Genomic DNA, 15,495 nt, shown 5'->3' on the forward strand with positions numbered 1-15,495 from the left:
TATGATAGATTTAATAAATGGTTTGAATGAAAGACAAAAAGAGGCGGTACTACATACTGGTGGTCCAATTTTAATATTAGCTGGTGCTGGTTCTGGTAAAACATCAGTGTTAACTAGAAAAATAGCGTACTTGATAAAAGAAAAGAATATAAAGGAATATAATATTTTAGCTTTTACATTTACCAATAAAGCAGCAAATGAAATGAAAGAAAGAATTGGAAATTTATTAAACAAAGATATAAGTCATATGTGGGTAGGGACATTTCATTCTATTTGTTCACGAATCTTAAGACGAAATATAGAAAGATTAGGATACAAATCAAATTTTTCAATCTATGATACTGGAGATACTAAATCTTTAATAAAAGTGATAGCAAAAGATTTGAGAATAGATTCTTCAACTTTTAGGGTTGGAGATATTATTTCAGAAATTTCTAATGCAAAAAATAGATTTGAATCACCAGACTATATGATAGATAACAGCACGTCTACTTATAATAGAAATATTGGTGAAATTTACAAAGAATATGAAAAGAGAAAAAAGAAAAACAACGCTCTAGATTTTGATGATTTAATATTGAAAACTGTAAAACTTCTTAAAAATAATAAAGATGTTTGCGATTATTACGCAGACATCTTTAAACAGGTATTTGTTGATGAATATCAGGATACAAATAAATCACAATATGAGTTAATAAAACTTTTGTCAAAAAACAATTTAAATGTATGTGTGGTAGGAGATTCAAATCAATCAATATATTCTTGGAGAGGTGCAGATACTTCAAATATACAAAATTTTGAAAAAGATTTTAAGAATGTAAAAGTAATTATTTTAGAGCAAAACTACAGGTCGACCACGAAAATATTGGATGCAGCAAATACTCTGATAAAAAATAATTCTAATAGAAAAGAAAAAAATTTATGGTCGAATAAAGATAATGGAGAAGAAATAAAATATATAAATTTACAAACCGATCGAGATGAAGCAAGGTATGTAGTTCAAAAAATTGAACAAATGTATGGTGAAGGTTTTGATTTTCGAGAGATGGCTATTCTTTATAGAACAAATTCACAATCAAGAGAATTTGAAGAGCAATTAATGCGAAATGATATACCACATCAAGTTGTAGGTGGATTAAAATTTTATGACAGACGAGAAGTAAAGGATATGCTTACATATCTTGCGTTTATAGCTAACCCAGACGATAATTTATCACTTAAAAGGATTATTAATATGCCTAAGAGGGGCATAGGAGATACAACAGTAGATAAATTGGAAAATTATGCTATTAAAACAAATCAATCAATATATGATGCTGTGCATGACGAAAATATCCATGAGGTAATTCCTGGATCTACGCTAAAAAAAGTACAATCATTTATAAATGAAATGACTAAATTTATAGATTTTGTTGATGATTACACTGTATTAGATTTAGTCAACGAAGTGTATGAAGTGTCTGGATATAAAAAAATGTTAGAAAATTCAAAAAAAATAGAAGATAAGACTAGAATTGACAATATTTCACAACTTGTTTCTGCTATTTCTGAATTTGATAAAAATAATCAAGGATCAACACTTCAAGATTACTTACAAAATGTAAATCTACTTTCTGATGTTGATAAAACAGAAGTGGAAAAAGGTGTATCTTTAATGACTGTACATGCAGCAAAAGGACTAGAATTTGATGTGGTATTTTTAACGGGAATGAATGAAAATCTTTTTCCTAGTACTATGACAGACACACCAGAGGGTGAGGAAGAAGAGAGAAGACTTTGCTATGTTGCTATAACTAGGGCTAGAAAAATGCTTTTTATATCTTCTACAAGTTCTAGAATGGTATTTGCTACAAAGAAAAGATATATGAAATCTCCATTTATTGAAGAAATAAAAAATCATATTGTTGAAGAAGAAATATCATATAAAGAAAATGAAGACGATATATTAGAATTTATGAAGAGTTTTGAAAGTCTTGAAGCTAAAAGAGATAGAATAAAAAAAGAAGTTTTATCTAATAAAAAGCAATTTAATGATGTCTTAAATATGAATTTTAATATTGGTGATAAAGTTGCACATAAAAAATTTGGGAATGGAATGATAGTATCTATTAATGGAGATGAGTTGACTATAAGCTTTGAAAATAAGGGAATAAAAAAATTAAATTCAAAAATAGCAATGTTAAAAAAAATGTAAAGATGTAAGAAGATTCCTGTTTCAACAGGAATCTTTTGTATTACATATTGGTATAAAATAATATGATATAATTAACATAATAAAAAAATGACTATTTAGTTCAAGGAGCTAATATGATCGAAAATAAAATTTTACGGATTAAAGAATTAATAGAAAGATTAAATGAATTAAACTATCATTATTATACACTTGATGATCCATTAGTAAGTGATAAAGAGTATGACGTACTTTATGATGATTTAGTTAGATTAGAAAAAGAAACTAACTATATTTTCGAAAATTCTCCTACACAGATTGTTGGTGATAAGATATTGGATAAGTTTGAAAAGCATACACATTTAGGAAGATTGTACTCTTTAGATAAAGCAAAATCATTTGAAGATATTGAAGATTGGATTAATAAATCTAAAAAAATAATTCATCAATTTAATCAAACAAGAGATGAAAATTTACCAGAAATAGAGTATATTGTAGAGTTAAAATTTGATGGACTAACAATAAATCTAACCTATGAAAATGGAAATCTAAAAAACGCAGCAACTAGAGGAACTGGAGAAATTGGTGAAGAAATAATTAATCAAGTTAAAACAATAACTTCTATACCAAGAAAAATTAATTATGATGGTGTGATTGAAATAACGGGAGAGGGTGTAATGCCTTTATCATCACTATTTAAATATAATCAAGAAAATGAAGATAAGCTGAAGAATGCAAGAAATGCAGCAGCTGGAGCTTTAAGGAACTTAAATCCATTAGTAACAAGAAAGAGAAATCTAGATTGCTATTTATATAATATTGGATATATGAACACTGATGAATTGAGTAGTCAGGAAGATGTCTTTGAATTTTTAAAATTTAACGGCTTTAAGGTTCATAATTTTGTTAAAAAGGCTAAAAATTTCGAGGAAATAGTTCAAATTATAAATGAGGTTGATGAATTTAGAAAAAATATTGATATCCTAACGGATGGAGTTGTCATCAAAATAAATGATTTTAGGACAAGAGAAATACTAGGTTTTACAAATAAATTTCCTAGATGGGCAATAGCTTATAAATTTGAAGCTGAACAATATACAACTCACATAAAAAATGTTATTTGGAATGTTGGTAGAACAGGAAAAGTAACACCAGTAGCTATACTTGATCCTGTAGATATTGATGGAGTTACAGTATCTAGAGCCACATTAAATAATTATGATGATATAAAAAGAAAAAAAGTTTCTATTGGTTCAAAAGTCCTTATAAGAAGATTTAATGATGTTATACCAGAAATATTAACAGCAGTAGATGTAGAAAAAACAGATATTTTAGAAATATCAAAACCAACAAATTGTCCTTATTGTAATTCGGAGCTATTTTATGATAATGTTCATATTTACTGTCAAAATTCGATTGGGTGTAAGCCGCAGATGGTTGCAAGGATGACACATTTTACATCAAGAGAAGCTATGAATATTGAAGGATTATCAGAAAAAACTATAGAAAAAATGGTAGAAGAATTAAATATTACCAAAATTCATCAAATTTATGATATAACTAAAGATGATTTAATGAGTTTGGAAGGATTTAAGGATAAAAAGACAGAAAAAATATTATCAGCGATAAAAAGTTCGAAGAAAACAAAATTAGATTCGTTTATCTATGCACTGGGAATACCAAATGTAGGTAAAAAAACTTCATTTGATTTAGTTCAAGAATTTAAGACTTTAGAAAATATAAGAAATGCAAAATTTGAAGATTTAATACGAGTAACAGATGTTGGTGATATTACAGCAGAAGCAATTGTAGAATTTTTCCATGAACAGCATATTGTTAATTCGTTGGAAATACTTCTAGATAAGGGAATTAATTTTGAAGAGATACAAGAAAATGCATCGTCAGAACTAGAAGGAGTAACAATTGTTGTAACTGGAACAATTGAGGGGTATAATAGAAAAGAAATAGAAGAAAAACTAAGATTAAAAGGGGCTAAAGTAACAGGCTCAGTATCCAAGAGTACAGATCTTTTACTTGCTGGTGAAAAAGCAGGTTCAAAGTTAAAAAAAGCTCAGGATAATGGGATTAAAATATATCAAGCCGATGAGTTAATAAACTTTTTAGAGGGATTATAAAATGAATGTAGAAAGATATTATGAAAAATCTCTTCTTAGACTTCCTGAGAATAAGAAAGAGAGAGAAGAACAAATTAAAAAATTTAATAATGTAGTAGATATGGTAGATTTAATGATGGAAGTAAATACGGTTGATATGAAAAGTTATGAAATAACATCAGAAATGAAATCACCATTAAGACAAGATGAAATTAAAGAATCTACAGATAGAGAATTAGTTTTTGCTAATACAAAACATAGAGAATATGGATACTTTAAATTAGATAATATTTTAGAAGATTAGAGGTAATATGAATATAAAAACACTTCAAGATAAATATAGAAATCATGAAATTTCTGTATTTGACTATATCACAAAAATTTATGAAAATATTGAAAAGAATAATTATAATTCATACATCACATTAAATAAAGATGAAGCACTAAAAAAAGCAAAAGAATTGGATGCTAAGATAGCAAATGGTGTTGAAGTTAGTGGATTATTTGGTGTACCTATTGCGGTTAAAGACAATATACTTACTAAGGATTTAAGGACAACCGCAGCATCTAAAGCTCTTTCGAATTATGTTCCATTTTTTGATGCGATAATTATTAAAAGAATAAATGAATCTAATGCAATAAATATAGGTAAAGCTAATATGGACGAATTTGCAATGGGATCATCATCAGAGACATCATTTTTTGGACCTTCAATAAATCCATTTAACACAGAATATACACCGGGAGGATCATCATCAGGTTCTGCTACAGCTATAGCTGGAGAAGAGGCTGTTGTTTCATTAGGAACAGATACAGGGGGGTCAGTAAGAAATCCTGCTGATTATTGCCATATTGTAGGATTTGCACCTACATATGGAGCAATCCCAAGACATGGAGTTATTTCAATGTCAAATAGCTTTGACAGAGTTGGAGTATTAGGCAATACAACTTCAGATGTAAGAGAGCTTTTTAAGGTTATAAAAGGGAAATGTGATTCTGATTTTACAACAATTGATATAGAGGATTTTACAGAAGATTTAAGTATTGAGGACCTAAAAATCGCTATCATAGATCTTAAAGATGCTTATGGTATAGACGAACAAATCAGACAGGAATTTGATAAAACCATAGAAAAGTTAAGATCATTGGGAGCGAATATAGATGTTATAACCCTTGAATATATTGAATATATAAATCAGGTTTATACCGTAATCATGTCAATAGAAGTAGAGTCAAATATTGCGAAAATAGATGGACTTAGATACGGAGAGTCAGTAGATGAATATTCGTCCACAGAAGAATTCTATATTAAAAATAGGACTCAAAACTTTGGTGAAGAAGTAAAAAGAAGAATTGCACTTGGAAATTTATTTTCATCTAAAGACTATGATCAAAAGTATTATAAACAAGCTATGAAAATTAGGGGAGAAGTAAAAACTCAAATAGATAAAATTTTTGAGAGTTATGATTGTATAATCACACCAACAACAACTAAATTACCTAAAAAAGTAGGAGAAACAATTAAAGATTCTTACTCATCATTTGATAGTGGAATGTTTAATATGATTACAAATCTATCTAATATACCAGCTATATCAATTCCTATGGAAAATGGTAAATTTGGTTCAATACAAATCGCTGGTAAAAGATTTGAAGATATGAAATTATTAAAAATATCAGAAATTATTGAAGGGGGCATTAAATGAGAACAATCATAGGTTTAGAAATTCATGCAGAATTAGCAACAAAAACAAAAATGTTTTGTTCATGTAAAAATGAATTTGGTGCCACTCCAAATACTTTAGTTTGTCCAACATGTTTAGGGATAGTAGGAACATTTCCTAGAATAAATAAAAAAGCATTAGAACTAGCAATTAGGTCTGGTATTGCATTTAATTGTGATATCAGAAAAAATATGAAGTTTGATAGAAAAAAATATTTTTATCCAGACTTAACAAAGGGATTTCAAATTACGCAACAAGATGAACCTTTTGCTGAGAATGGATTTTTAGATATTGAATCTAATGGAGAAAGTAAAAAAATAAGAATTGAAAGAATTCACGTTGAGGAAGACACTGGAAAATCAACGCACCTTGATAATGGTAAAACATTGCTCGATTATAATAGAGCGGGGGTACCATTAATTGAAATAGTTACAAAGCCAGACTTATCAAGTTCCGAAGAGGCTAAAGAATTTTTAGAGGGATTAAGACAGAGATTAAAATTTATAGGAGCATCGGATGTAAAGATGGAAGAAGGATTCTTAAGATGTGATGTGAATATAAATATTGTGGACGATAATGGTACTAAACATGCTATATCAGAAATTAAAAATCTAAACTCATTTAGAGCGGTAGAAAGAGCAATCCAATACGAAGAAAAAAGACAATCGGAAAATCTTTCAAGAGATATAACTTCATCAAAAGAAACAAGACGATGGGATGAAGCAAGTATGACTACAATATTAATGAGAAAAAAAGATGATGAAAATGATTATAGATTTACAGTTGAATCAGATATACCAAGAGTGATTTTAGACGATGAATTTATAGAAAATATAAGAAACTCTCTTCCTGAGTTACCGAGGGAAAAGAAAACAAGATATATAAAAGAATATAATTTATCAGAATATGATGCAGATGTTTTATCAAGAGATAAGGATATTTCGAGCTATTTTGAAAAACTTGTATCTGAATTTAGTGATGGTTCATTAATTGCTACATGGATATTAACAGAAACTATGAGAAGATTAAAAGAATACGAAATAGAAATTACTGAGATTAAACTTTCAAATGAAAATTTTATAACTTTACTTAAACTTATGAAAGATGGAAAAATATCAAATAATTCAGGAAAAAAAATATTTAGGGAAATTTTTGAAACAAATAGAAATCCTGTTGAAGTAATGCAAGAATTAGGACTAGAGCAAAATAATGATTCTGAATTTTTAATTAAATTAGTATATGAAGTAATTGACGAAAACCCTCAATCTGTTGAAGACTTTAAAGGGGGAAAAGATAGAGCAGTTGGGTTTTTAATGGGACAAGTCATGAAAAAATCGCAAGGTAAAGCAAATCCACAAGAAGCTAATAAATTAATAAAGGAAGAGTTGGCAAAAAGATGAAAATATTACTCTCAACATCTAATGCGGGAAAAGTTAGAGAACTTAGGAGTATATTAGGTTCTGAATATGAATTATTATTGAAATCTGATTTTGATTTAGACGAGCTTGATATAGAAGAAGATGGAGATACACTTGAAAAAAATGCTTATAAAAAAGCTAAATTATTGTATGATAAAGTTAAAATAAATGTTATTGCTGATGATACGGGTCTTTTTGTGAAATCATTAAATGGAGAGCCAGGAGTTTATTCAGCAAGATATGCAGGTGAGGATGGCGATTATTTTGCCAATAATAAAAAATTGTTAAGAGAATTATATGGTGAATCTGATAGAGAAGCATATTTTGAAACGGTAATTTGTCTTATAACACAAAATGGAGATGTGCATTATGCTTCAGGTAAACTTGAGGGATATATTTCTAATGAATTAAAAGGCGAGGGCGGATTTGGATATGATCCATTGTTTATTTTTGATAAAAATAAATCTCTTGCTGAAATAAGTGCAGAAGAAAAAAATAAGATTAGTCATAGATCAAAAGCTTTAGAAAATTTAAGAGTGTTATTAGAAAAAATAAAGAAGGATTAGAATGAAAATATTAGTTGTTTCAGATAATCATGGTATTACGAGGCCATTTATACAAGAATTAAAAAATCATAATGACGCAGAATACATTTTTCATTTGGGCGATTTAGTGAATGATGCAAAAGAAATTCAAAAAAGTACAGATATCCCAGTAAAAATGGTTAGAGGAAATAATGATTTCCTAGATAAGAATATTCCTTGGTATGAAGTTGTTAAAATAGAAGAATATAATATTCTTTTAACTCATGGACATAAAGAAAAAATAAATAATGGATATGGCGATTTGGTAAATAAAGCTAAGGAATGTAATGCAGATATAGCTTTTTATGGGCATACACATATTTATGAAGATACTATAATTGATGGAGTAAGAATTATTAATCCGGGATCAGCTGGGTATGATAGAGGTGGAGAATTTGAATCCTATATAGTTATGAATATCGATAAAGATAATATTGATATTAAAAGAGTAGAGCTAAAATAATAATAAGAAAAGAGTATTGCTTTATAAAGTAATACTCTTTTCTTAAAATAATCTAATTATTTATTTTCGATTGCCATTGATTTGTGTTTTGTTTAATAAGTATAATAGATAAAATTATTAGTAGCATAAATTCAGCAAATATTCCATATATGCCATATCTATATAGTGAAAATATAATTGTGAATATATTTGAGAAAATATTTAGCGTTAATATATTGATATTGTTACTTATTATAGAAAATACTATTGGGAGTACACTCAAACTTAATAGTACAGCATATATTACTATTTTATTATTTATCTTTAAATTTATGTAAATAATAAAGTTGACAATAAAAACTATATTTACTATTCCATAAATCAAATAAAATATAAATATATAAAATAAACGTATAGAAGGTAAATTTACTAAATCAGTATATGATTGAACTACATAACTGAGATTGATTCCAAAATCACCTACTTTAGAGTAAATATATAAAACCATTAGTATTATACTAAATATTAATATTGAATAAAAAATTGATATTTTAATTCTATTTTTTAATAATTTAATATGTCCATTTTTAGTTGATTTTATTAAACCATTCATTTTTAATGAATCATCTTTAAGAAATACTTCAGATATCACAAATATCAAAATTAAATAAAAAATCCCAGAAAACATTAAATTATAGTCGTTATATTGAAAATTATATTCACTTATTTTTTCATCGATTAGATATAAGTTATCTGATTTATTTACATTTTTATTTGCGGTATTTACCTGTTTAAATATCTTGTCAAAACCATGTTTCTTGGCACTTTCGGATTCTATATTGGAAAGTTGTATATTTCTTTCTTGATAATTAATCTTTCCCTGGTTATACTGCTCTTTAATTTCTTCGGCTTTTTTTTCGAGTGAATTATAATATTCTTTTTTTAATTCGAGCCGTTCTAACATATTCTGATTAATTTCCCCTTTAAACTCATTAAGAGAAGTCACATATGAAAATCTGAAAAAGTCGTATTTTTCTCTTTCTTTACTAGGGTATTGATTAGTGGCTATCAAGACCAACAAAATTATAGAGATAAATCCCTTTGAGTCAAAAATAAATCTAATAAATTCATTAGCAAATAGAGATTTAGCCTTTAATTTATTAACTATATTTAATCTATAAGTTGTTTTTGAATCTAGAATCTCATTTTTATTAATAATATATGATATTATTAATGTCAAGATAATCATACTTATCGAAAATATCATTATATACGTATTTGTATCTAAAAAAATAAAAAATAGATAAACATCAGAATATTTACCATATATAGAAAAAACATCAAGCATTGAATAGATTGAAGTGGCTTTAACAAATTCAAAAATACTATTATTAGAAATATTATTATTTAATATATATGAGATACCAATAAAGAATATAGCTACTAAAACTTGAATTCTATTATCTTTAAATAATGAAAATATTAATGAAAAAATTGATATAACAAAAATGATTGTTATAATTTTTTGTAATAGGAAAAATAGTATATATTGTATAATATTTATGTTTAATGTTGCGTCCCTAAAAACCTCGTAAGATTGTATATTTAAGCCAATATCGCCAAAACCAATAAACCTAGATACTAATATTAAATATAAAATATAGCTAAATATTGTAATTACAAATATTATCAAAATATATAGGGATATTTTAGAAAAAGCTTTATTATGACGTCCATTTTTAATTGTTGAAATAAATGAGTTTGTCTTATATTTTCTATCAAAATTAAAAATCAAAAACCCAATAAAAAAGCTAAGGGCAATCAATAAATTATCAATACCTATTGTGTCATTTAAATACAATACACCATCATTTCTGCTATGTCTTAAAATTAAATTTTCATTAGATAATTTTTCATAAGCATCAGCCTGTCTATTTATACTATTTTTGAGTAATTCATTAAATCTAATTTGAGGACTATTAGTTTTATCTCTTAAAGTTTGTACAGACTTTTTAATATTATCTTTATAATTGTCAATATAATTATTTATTTGAGTTGTATCATTTACATTATTTATATTAGGATTATTATTTGAGTTTATTTTGTTAAAATTAAGCAGAGAAAATATTATTAAAAAGGATATTAATAATAATATAAATTCTTTTTGGTTGAGTAATTTTCTAAACTCCTCGCGAATATTTATCCTCATTTAATCACCACCTTCAAAAAGATAAAGATAAACGTCCTCTAAATCTACATCAGCTTCACTAAATTTATAAGATTTATAATTCATAGATTCCTTAAAGTCCCCACATATTTTAATATAATTTTTACCATTTCCTCTAATCTGCATTTGACTCACATTATAGTTTTTCAAAAAGTAATCAGCATCTGAAGGATCAATTTCAGTTTCATGAGAAATATTTTTGAAATTTTTTAATACCATATCAGGCGTATCTTTTAAAATTAATTGCCCCTTTTTTATTATTACTATTTCTTTTGAAATATGTTCAATATCAGACACTACGTGTGTTGAAATCAAGACTATTTTATCTTTTGATATTTTAGATAAAAAATTTCTTATTATAATTCTTTGTTTTGGATCAAGACCAGCAGTTGGTTCATCTAAGATTAATATATCAGGATTGGATAGTAGAGATTGAGATATTAGAAGTCTTTGTTTCATACCTCCACTAAGAGAAGATATTGTATTATCTCTAATATCATATAGTTCCGTTATTTTTAATACTCTATTTATCTCATTATCAATTTCTTTTTTATCTATTCCTTTAAGACTAGCAATATAGTATAAAAATCTTTTTAGGCTATAAGTAGGATATAGCATTTGATTTTGGGGCATATATCCAATATGACCTTTGAAATTTTCAAGATTATTTGAGACGTCGTCTCCATTAAATAATATTTCTCCTGAAGTTTTATCAATTATTCCTGAAATAATATTAAATAAAGTACTTTTACCAGCACCATTTGCACCTAAAATACCGTATATACCAGGTGTAAAATCCATACTTATATTTTCTAAGGCAAAGTTATTTGCATTTTTATATTTTTTGCACAAATTTTTTATTTGAAGTATATTATTTATATATGTCATAAATTTTACCATCCCTTATAATTTTTAGATATCCATTGTGATAAGATAATATTATATCTTTTGAATCGGATAATATTACACTAAAACCATTTCTTCTTATAAAGTGACTGTCGTCTAATTTTATATCTTTTCCTTCAAAATTTAATACGTAATCTGTATTTTCAAGACCATTATCTTTAATGCCGTAAGATTTGTAGGCGGCTAATGCACTGAATGGTGTCTCTACAAAGGCATTATTTGAAAATACTCTATGTCTCAAGAGAGGTAACTTTGTTTTAGTATTATTTTCAACTAATAGTGAAGGAGATTTGGTCCAAGCATGTTCATCGTTAATATCAAATGGTGTTAATAAATCAATTCTACTATCTCCTTGAAAATGATATTGAGAAAAAGCAAAATTTTTAAAATTATCAAAATTATCTACTTTTATACTTTTATCATCGAGATTAATAGAAATTAAACAATCTTTGTTAAATTTATCTCCAGTTAAAACTGCACTCATATATAGTATGTTGTTTTTTATAAACATTTTTTGTTCACTAATTTCATTGACTTTTTGTTCTTCTAAAACTTGCTTTAGACTAATAAATTCTTCGTATTTATTAGTGTTAGTGTCAAATTTTTCTATTATGTCTACATAATCTTTATCAGGATTAATCGGAATGGGGATATAATAAAATACCCCTTTGTGTAATACACGGTTATGTGAATAACCAATTTTATCAAATGTTTTTACAGTATTATTTTTTTCATCAATTTGCTTTATGTAATGGGATGCTGATACATATATTTGTCCATCTTCATAAAAAATTTCCTTAGAATGCTCAAAATATGCATCGGAATTTATACGTTTACTTTCGTCTTTTATAAGTGTATTTAAATCATTTCTCTCATTACCAAATACAAAAGGTTTAAGAGTTTTTTTATCGATAAATGTGAGAATATTGTTATATAAATTATAATATCCAATCTCGGTTTCGACGATATTATGTTTGCCAACGTTATAAAATGATGAATTATCATATTTGTTAACATCTATTTTTTTATTTTGACAAGCTGAAAAAATAAAAACCAAAAAGATTAATATAGTAAATTTTAAATTAAGTATAAAACGTTTTCTTTTCATGTGATAATCCTCTTTCTAATTTAGTAATACGCCAAATAATAGTAAACACAAAATAAGCCTGCTTTTAATTTTTTTTCATCTTAAATCCTTTCTTGCTATGCATCTTTAATATTAATTTCATTATACAAAAAAAAACAAAAATAAACAATCGATTTCATAAAAATTTATAATAGTATAATAAGTGAACTTAAATACATTTCTATAATCTAATATTATGTTATAATATGTGTGAAAAGGAGTTACATATGGAAATAAAAAAATATACAATAAAAAATAATCTTTTAGAATTAAGCATTTTAAATATAGGTGCATCAATTTATGAATTAAAGTATAAAGATAGAAATGTTGTATTATCATACGATAATTTAATGATGTACAAGAATAATCCTATTTATTTAGGGGCAATTGTTGGTAGAGTTGCAGGAAGAATATCAAATGCAAAATTTGATTTAAATGACAATACATATCACTTAGATAATAATGAGTCAAATTATTCTATTCATGGTGGAGACAAAAATCTAACTAAGCAGTATTGGGAGATAAAGGAAATTGAAGATAGATTATCAAATCCTTATATTATATTAAGTACAAAACTTAATGATGGAGATTCTGGATATCCAGGAAATGTTGAAATTTTAGTTAAATATATTTTAATATCGAGTACTTTGAGATTAGAAATATTTGCAAAAACTGATAAAGACACTATTGTGAATATTACAAATCACAGTTATTTCAATTTAAATTATGATAAATCTAATTCTATTAAAAACCATGAATTACTAATAAATTCAGATGAGATATTAGAAGTAGATGATAATTGTGTACCAATAGCAAAATTAAATTCTAAAAATACAGATTTTGACCTTAACGAGCTAAAATCACTGAGGTTATTAGATAGTCTAAATCACGAACAAATTAAAAAGTTTGGTGGATACAATCATACATTCATTTTAAATGGTAAAATACCACATATTATATTAAAAAATGAAGATATGGAAATGGAAATGACTACATCATATCCTTCTATAGTGGTTTATTCTGGAAATGCAATAGGGGAAAACTATTCAATAAGTAAAGGACAGTCATACAATCATCAAGGAATATGTTTTGAGGCACAATATCAGCCAGATTTTATAAACAAAGACTTTTTACCAAATTATATACTAAAAAAAGGTGAGGAATTGATTGAAAGCATAGAATATAATTTTAGAGATAGATAAAAACATTATTAATATTAAAGAAAATCACCTATTTTAACATAGGTGATTTTCTTATTTATTATCATTTTTTATTTAATCTATCACTATTTTTAGTATAGAAGTGTAGTTTTTCTAATACTATGTCTTCAGGAAATTCTTTTAATCTCCAGGTCCAGTTGGTACCAACAGTAGAAGGTTCATTCATACGAGCTTCATTTCCAAGATTTAATAAATCTTGTACTTGAAAAATAGCGGTATTAGCTACTGAATTCATTGCCATTCTAATAATTCCCCAATGATATCCCTCACCATGGGTTAGATTACCATATGCTCTTGCTCTATTCATCATTTCAGTGCCTTCATTTGCTCTTAACCAGCCACCTAAAGTTTCATTATCGTGAGTACCAGCATATACTACAAAATCAGAGGTATAATTGTGTGGTATATGTTCACTATTCATTTCTTCATTAAATGCAAATTGAATAATTTTCATACCAGGAAAGGCTGTTTGTTTTCTAAATTCATAAACTTCTTTAGTCATATATCCAAGATCTTCAGCAATAATTGGTAAATCACCAAGTTCTTCTTTTATAGCCTTAAATAATTCATATCCAGGACCTGTAACCCATCTACCATTTGCAGCAGTATCGTCTTTTCCAGGTATTTCCCAATATGACTCAAATCCTCTAAAATAATCAATTCTGATAACATCGAATAGCTTAAATGAGGCTCTAATTCTTTCAATCCACCATTTATAACCAGTTTTCTTATTTTCGTACCAATCATAAACAGGATTTCCCCAAAGTTGTCCATCGTCAGAAAATGCATCTGGTGGACATCCTCCAACAAATTTTGGAGAGTAATCTTCTTCTAGTTTAAATAGTGAAGGATTTGCCCATACATCGGAGCTATCAATAGCTACATATATTGGAATATCACCAATAAGTTCAATATTTTTGAAATGAGCGTAATCACTTAAATCATTCCATTGTTGGTAAAACTTAAATTGTAGGAATTGATAAAATGAAATATTTTCATTAAATTCATGCTTAAATGTTTTAATGGTATCTGCATCACGTTTCTTAAAATTATCAGACCATTCTATCCAGGACTTTCCTTCATGATGATCTTTTATAGCCATAAATAGTGCGTAATCTTGTAGCCAAAAATCTTCTTTTTTAAGAAAATCTCTAAAACTTTCATCATTTAGATTAAAATTCCTAAATGCTTTTCTTAAAATAGCAAATCTTTCGTTATAAAGCCTACCATAATCAACTCTCTCAGGATCATAATCTTGTCCTAATTGATCTAAATCTTCTTGATTTAATAGTCCATCTCTTTTTAAATAATCCAAGTCAATTAAATAAGGATTACCAGCAAATGTACTAAAAGATTGATATGGACTATCACCATATGATGTAGGGCCTACTGGTAAAACTTGCCAATAGGATTGTCCTGCTTCAAATAGAAAATCTATAAACTTTTTAGCATTATCACCAAGTGTACCTATTCCATATGGACCAGGTAATGATGTAATGTGTAAGAGAAGCCCTGATTTTCTGTCATCATTTATTTTTTGATAATTGTACTTTTCTTCTGTCAT

Annotated in this window: 12 protein-coding genes; 8 read left to right on the plus strand and 4 right to left on the minus strand. The window is 26.8% G+C overall.

Annotated elements, in window-relative coordinates; all coding sequences use genetic code 11:
* The first annotated feature begins 1 nt into the window (after position 1).
* The 7 genes from AC4KN9_RS02505 to AC4KN9_RS02535 all read left to right on the plus strand — a co-directional run bounded on the left by AC4KN9_RS02505 (position 2) and on the right by AC4KN9_RS02535 (position 8,473).
* Positions 2-2,194, plus strand: a complete 2,193-nt coding sequence (locus AC4KN9_RS02505) for an ATP-dependent helicase (protein WP_491017089.1) — start codon at positions 2-4, stop codon at positions 2,192-2,194.
* A gap of 113 nt (positions 2,195-2,307) precedes the next feature.
* A complete protein-coding gene (ligA, locus tag AC4KN9_RS02510) occupies positions 2,308-4,305 on the plus strand; it encodes an NAD-dependent DNA ligase LigA (RefSeq protein ID WP_491017090.1) in 1,998 nt (665 codons plus the stop codon).
* Between the two features lies 1 nt (position 4,306).
* A complete protein-coding gene (gene gatC / locus AC4KN9_RS02515) occupies positions 4,307-4,588 on the plus strand; it encodes an Asp-tRNA(Asn)/Glu-tRNA(Gln) amidotransferase subunit GatC (protein WP_491017091.1) in 282 nt (93 codons plus the stop codon).
* 7 nt (positions 4,589-4,595) lie between these two features.
* Complete coding sequence (locus AC4KN9_RS02520) at positions 4,596-5,990, plus strand: amidase family protein (protein ID WP_491017092.1); 1,395 nt, start codon at positions 4,596-4,598, stop codon at positions 5,988-5,990.
* Positions 5,987-7,408: an Asp-tRNA(Asn)/Glu-tRNA(Gln) amidotransferase subunit GatB gene (gene gatB / locus AC4KN9_RS02525; protein WP_491017093.1), complete on the plus strand. Its 1,422-nt coding sequence runs from the start codon at positions 5,987-5,989 to the stop codon at positions 7,406-7,408. The genes AC4KN9_RS02520 and gatB overlap by 4 nt, the downstream gene beginning before the upstream one ends.
* The gene (rdgB, locus tag AC4KN9_RS02530) at positions 7,405-7,992 is read left to right on the plus strand and encodes an RdgB/HAM1 family non-canonical purine NTP pyrophosphatase (protein WP_491017094.1); all 588 of its coding nucleotides are present in this window, start codon (positions 7,405-7,407) and stop codon (positions 7,990-7,992) included. Before gatB ends, rdgB begins: the two co-directional genes overlap by 4 nt.
* A gap of 1 nt (position 7,993) precedes the next feature.
* Positions 7,994-8,473: a metallophosphoesterase family protein gene (locus AC4KN9_RS02535; RefSeq protein ID WP_491017095.1), complete on the plus strand. Its 480-nt coding sequence runs from the start codon at positions 7,994-7,996 to the stop codon at positions 8,471-8,473.
* A gap of 52 nt (positions 8,474-8,525) precedes the next feature.
* On the opposite strand, the gene AC4KN9_RS02540 is transcribed toward AC4KN9_RS02535, so the two are convergent.
* From AC4KN9_RS02540 to AC4KN9_RS02550, 3 genes are read right to left on the minus strand one after another with little or no spacing between them, the layout of a single operon-like run.
* Positions 8,526-10,661: a hypothetical protein gene (locus AC4KN9_RS02540; protein WP_491017096.1), complete on the minus strand. Its 2,136-nt coding sequence runs from the start codon at positions 10,659-10,661 to the stop codon at positions 8,526-8,528.
* Entirely contained in the window at positions 10,662-11,567 is a 906-nt protein-coding gene (locus AC4KN9_RS02545; protein WP_491017097.1) for an ATP-binding cassette domain-containing protein, read from the minus strand.
* On the minus strand, positions 11,551-12,693 hold the full coding sequence (locus AC4KN9_RS02550; RefSeq protein WP_491017098.1) for a hypothetical protein: 1,143 nt from the start codon (positions 12,691-12,693) through the stop codon (positions 11,551-11,553). The genes AC4KN9_RS02545 and AC4KN9_RS02550 overlap by 17 nt, the downstream gene beginning before the upstream one ends.
* A 245-nt stretch (positions 12,694-12,938) precedes the next feature.
* Between AC4KN9_RS02550 and AC4KN9_RS02555 the strand changes: the two genes are divergently transcribed.
* The gene (locus AC4KN9_RS02555) at positions 12,939-13,913 is read left to right on the plus strand and encodes an aldose epimerase family protein (RefSeq protein ID WP_491017099.1); all 975 of its coding nucleotides are present in this window, start codon (positions 12,939-12,941) and stop codon (positions 13,911-13,913) included.
* Between the two features lie 61 nt (positions 13,914-13,974).
* Here AC4KN9_RS02555 and malQ read toward each other — a convergent pair whose 3' ends face one another.
* Entirely contained in the window at positions 13,975-15,495 is a 1,521-nt protein-coding gene (gene malQ, locus AC4KN9_RS02560) for a 4-alpha-glucanotransferase (protein WP_491017100.1), read from the minus strand.

Source organism: Helcococcus sp. SA-HE-C1 (assembly GCF_985670335.1).

Excerpts from the sequence above, each read along its gene's own strand:
- AC4KN9_RS02505 (WP_491017089.1), top strand. The coding sequence starts at position 2 with ATGATAGATTTAATAAATGGTTTGAATGAAAGACAAAAAGAGGCGGTA.
- ligA (WP_491017090.1), top strand. The coding sequence starts at position 2,308 with ATGATCGAAAATAAAATTTTACGGATTAAAGAATTAATAGAAAGATTA.
- gatC (WP_491017091.1), top strand. The coding sequence starts at position 4,307 with ATGAATGTAGAAAGATATTATGAAAAATCTCTTCTTAGACTTCCTGAG.
- AC4KN9_RS02520 (WP_491017092.1), top strand. The coding sequence starts at position 4,596 with ATGAATATAAAAACACTTCAAGATAAATATAGAAATCATGAAATTTCT.
- gatB (WP_491017093.1), top strand. The coding sequence starts at position 5,987 with ATGAGAACAATCATAGGTTTAGAAATTCATGCAGAATTAGCAACAAAA.
- rdgB (WP_491017094.1), top strand. The coding sequence starts at position 7,405 with ATGAAAATATTACTCTCAACATCTAATGCGGGAAAAGTTAGAGAACTT.
- AC4KN9_RS02535 (WP_491017095.1), top strand. The coding sequence starts at position 7,994 with ATGAAAATATTAGTTGTTTCAGATAATCATGGTATTACGAGGCCATTT.
- AC4KN9_RS02540 (WP_491017096.1), bottom strand. The coding sequence starts at position 10,661 with ATGAGGATAAATATTCGCGAGGAGTTTAGAAAATTACTCAACCAAAAA.
- AC4KN9_RS02545 (WP_491017097.1), bottom strand. The coding sequence starts at position 11,567 with ATGACATATATAAATAATATACTTCAAATAAAAAATTTGTGCAAAAAA.
- AC4KN9_RS02550 (WP_491017098.1), bottom strand. The coding sequence starts at position 12,693 with ATGAAAAGAAAACGTTTTATACTTAATTTAAAATTTACTATATTAATC.
- AC4KN9_RS02555 (WP_491017099.1), top strand. The coding sequence starts at position 12,939 with ATGGAAATAAAAAAATATACAATAAAAAATAATCTTTTAGAATTAAGC.
- malQ (WP_491017100.1), bottom strand. The coding sequence starts at position 15,495 with ATGACAGAAGAAAAGTACAATTATCAAAAAATAAATGATGACAGAAAA.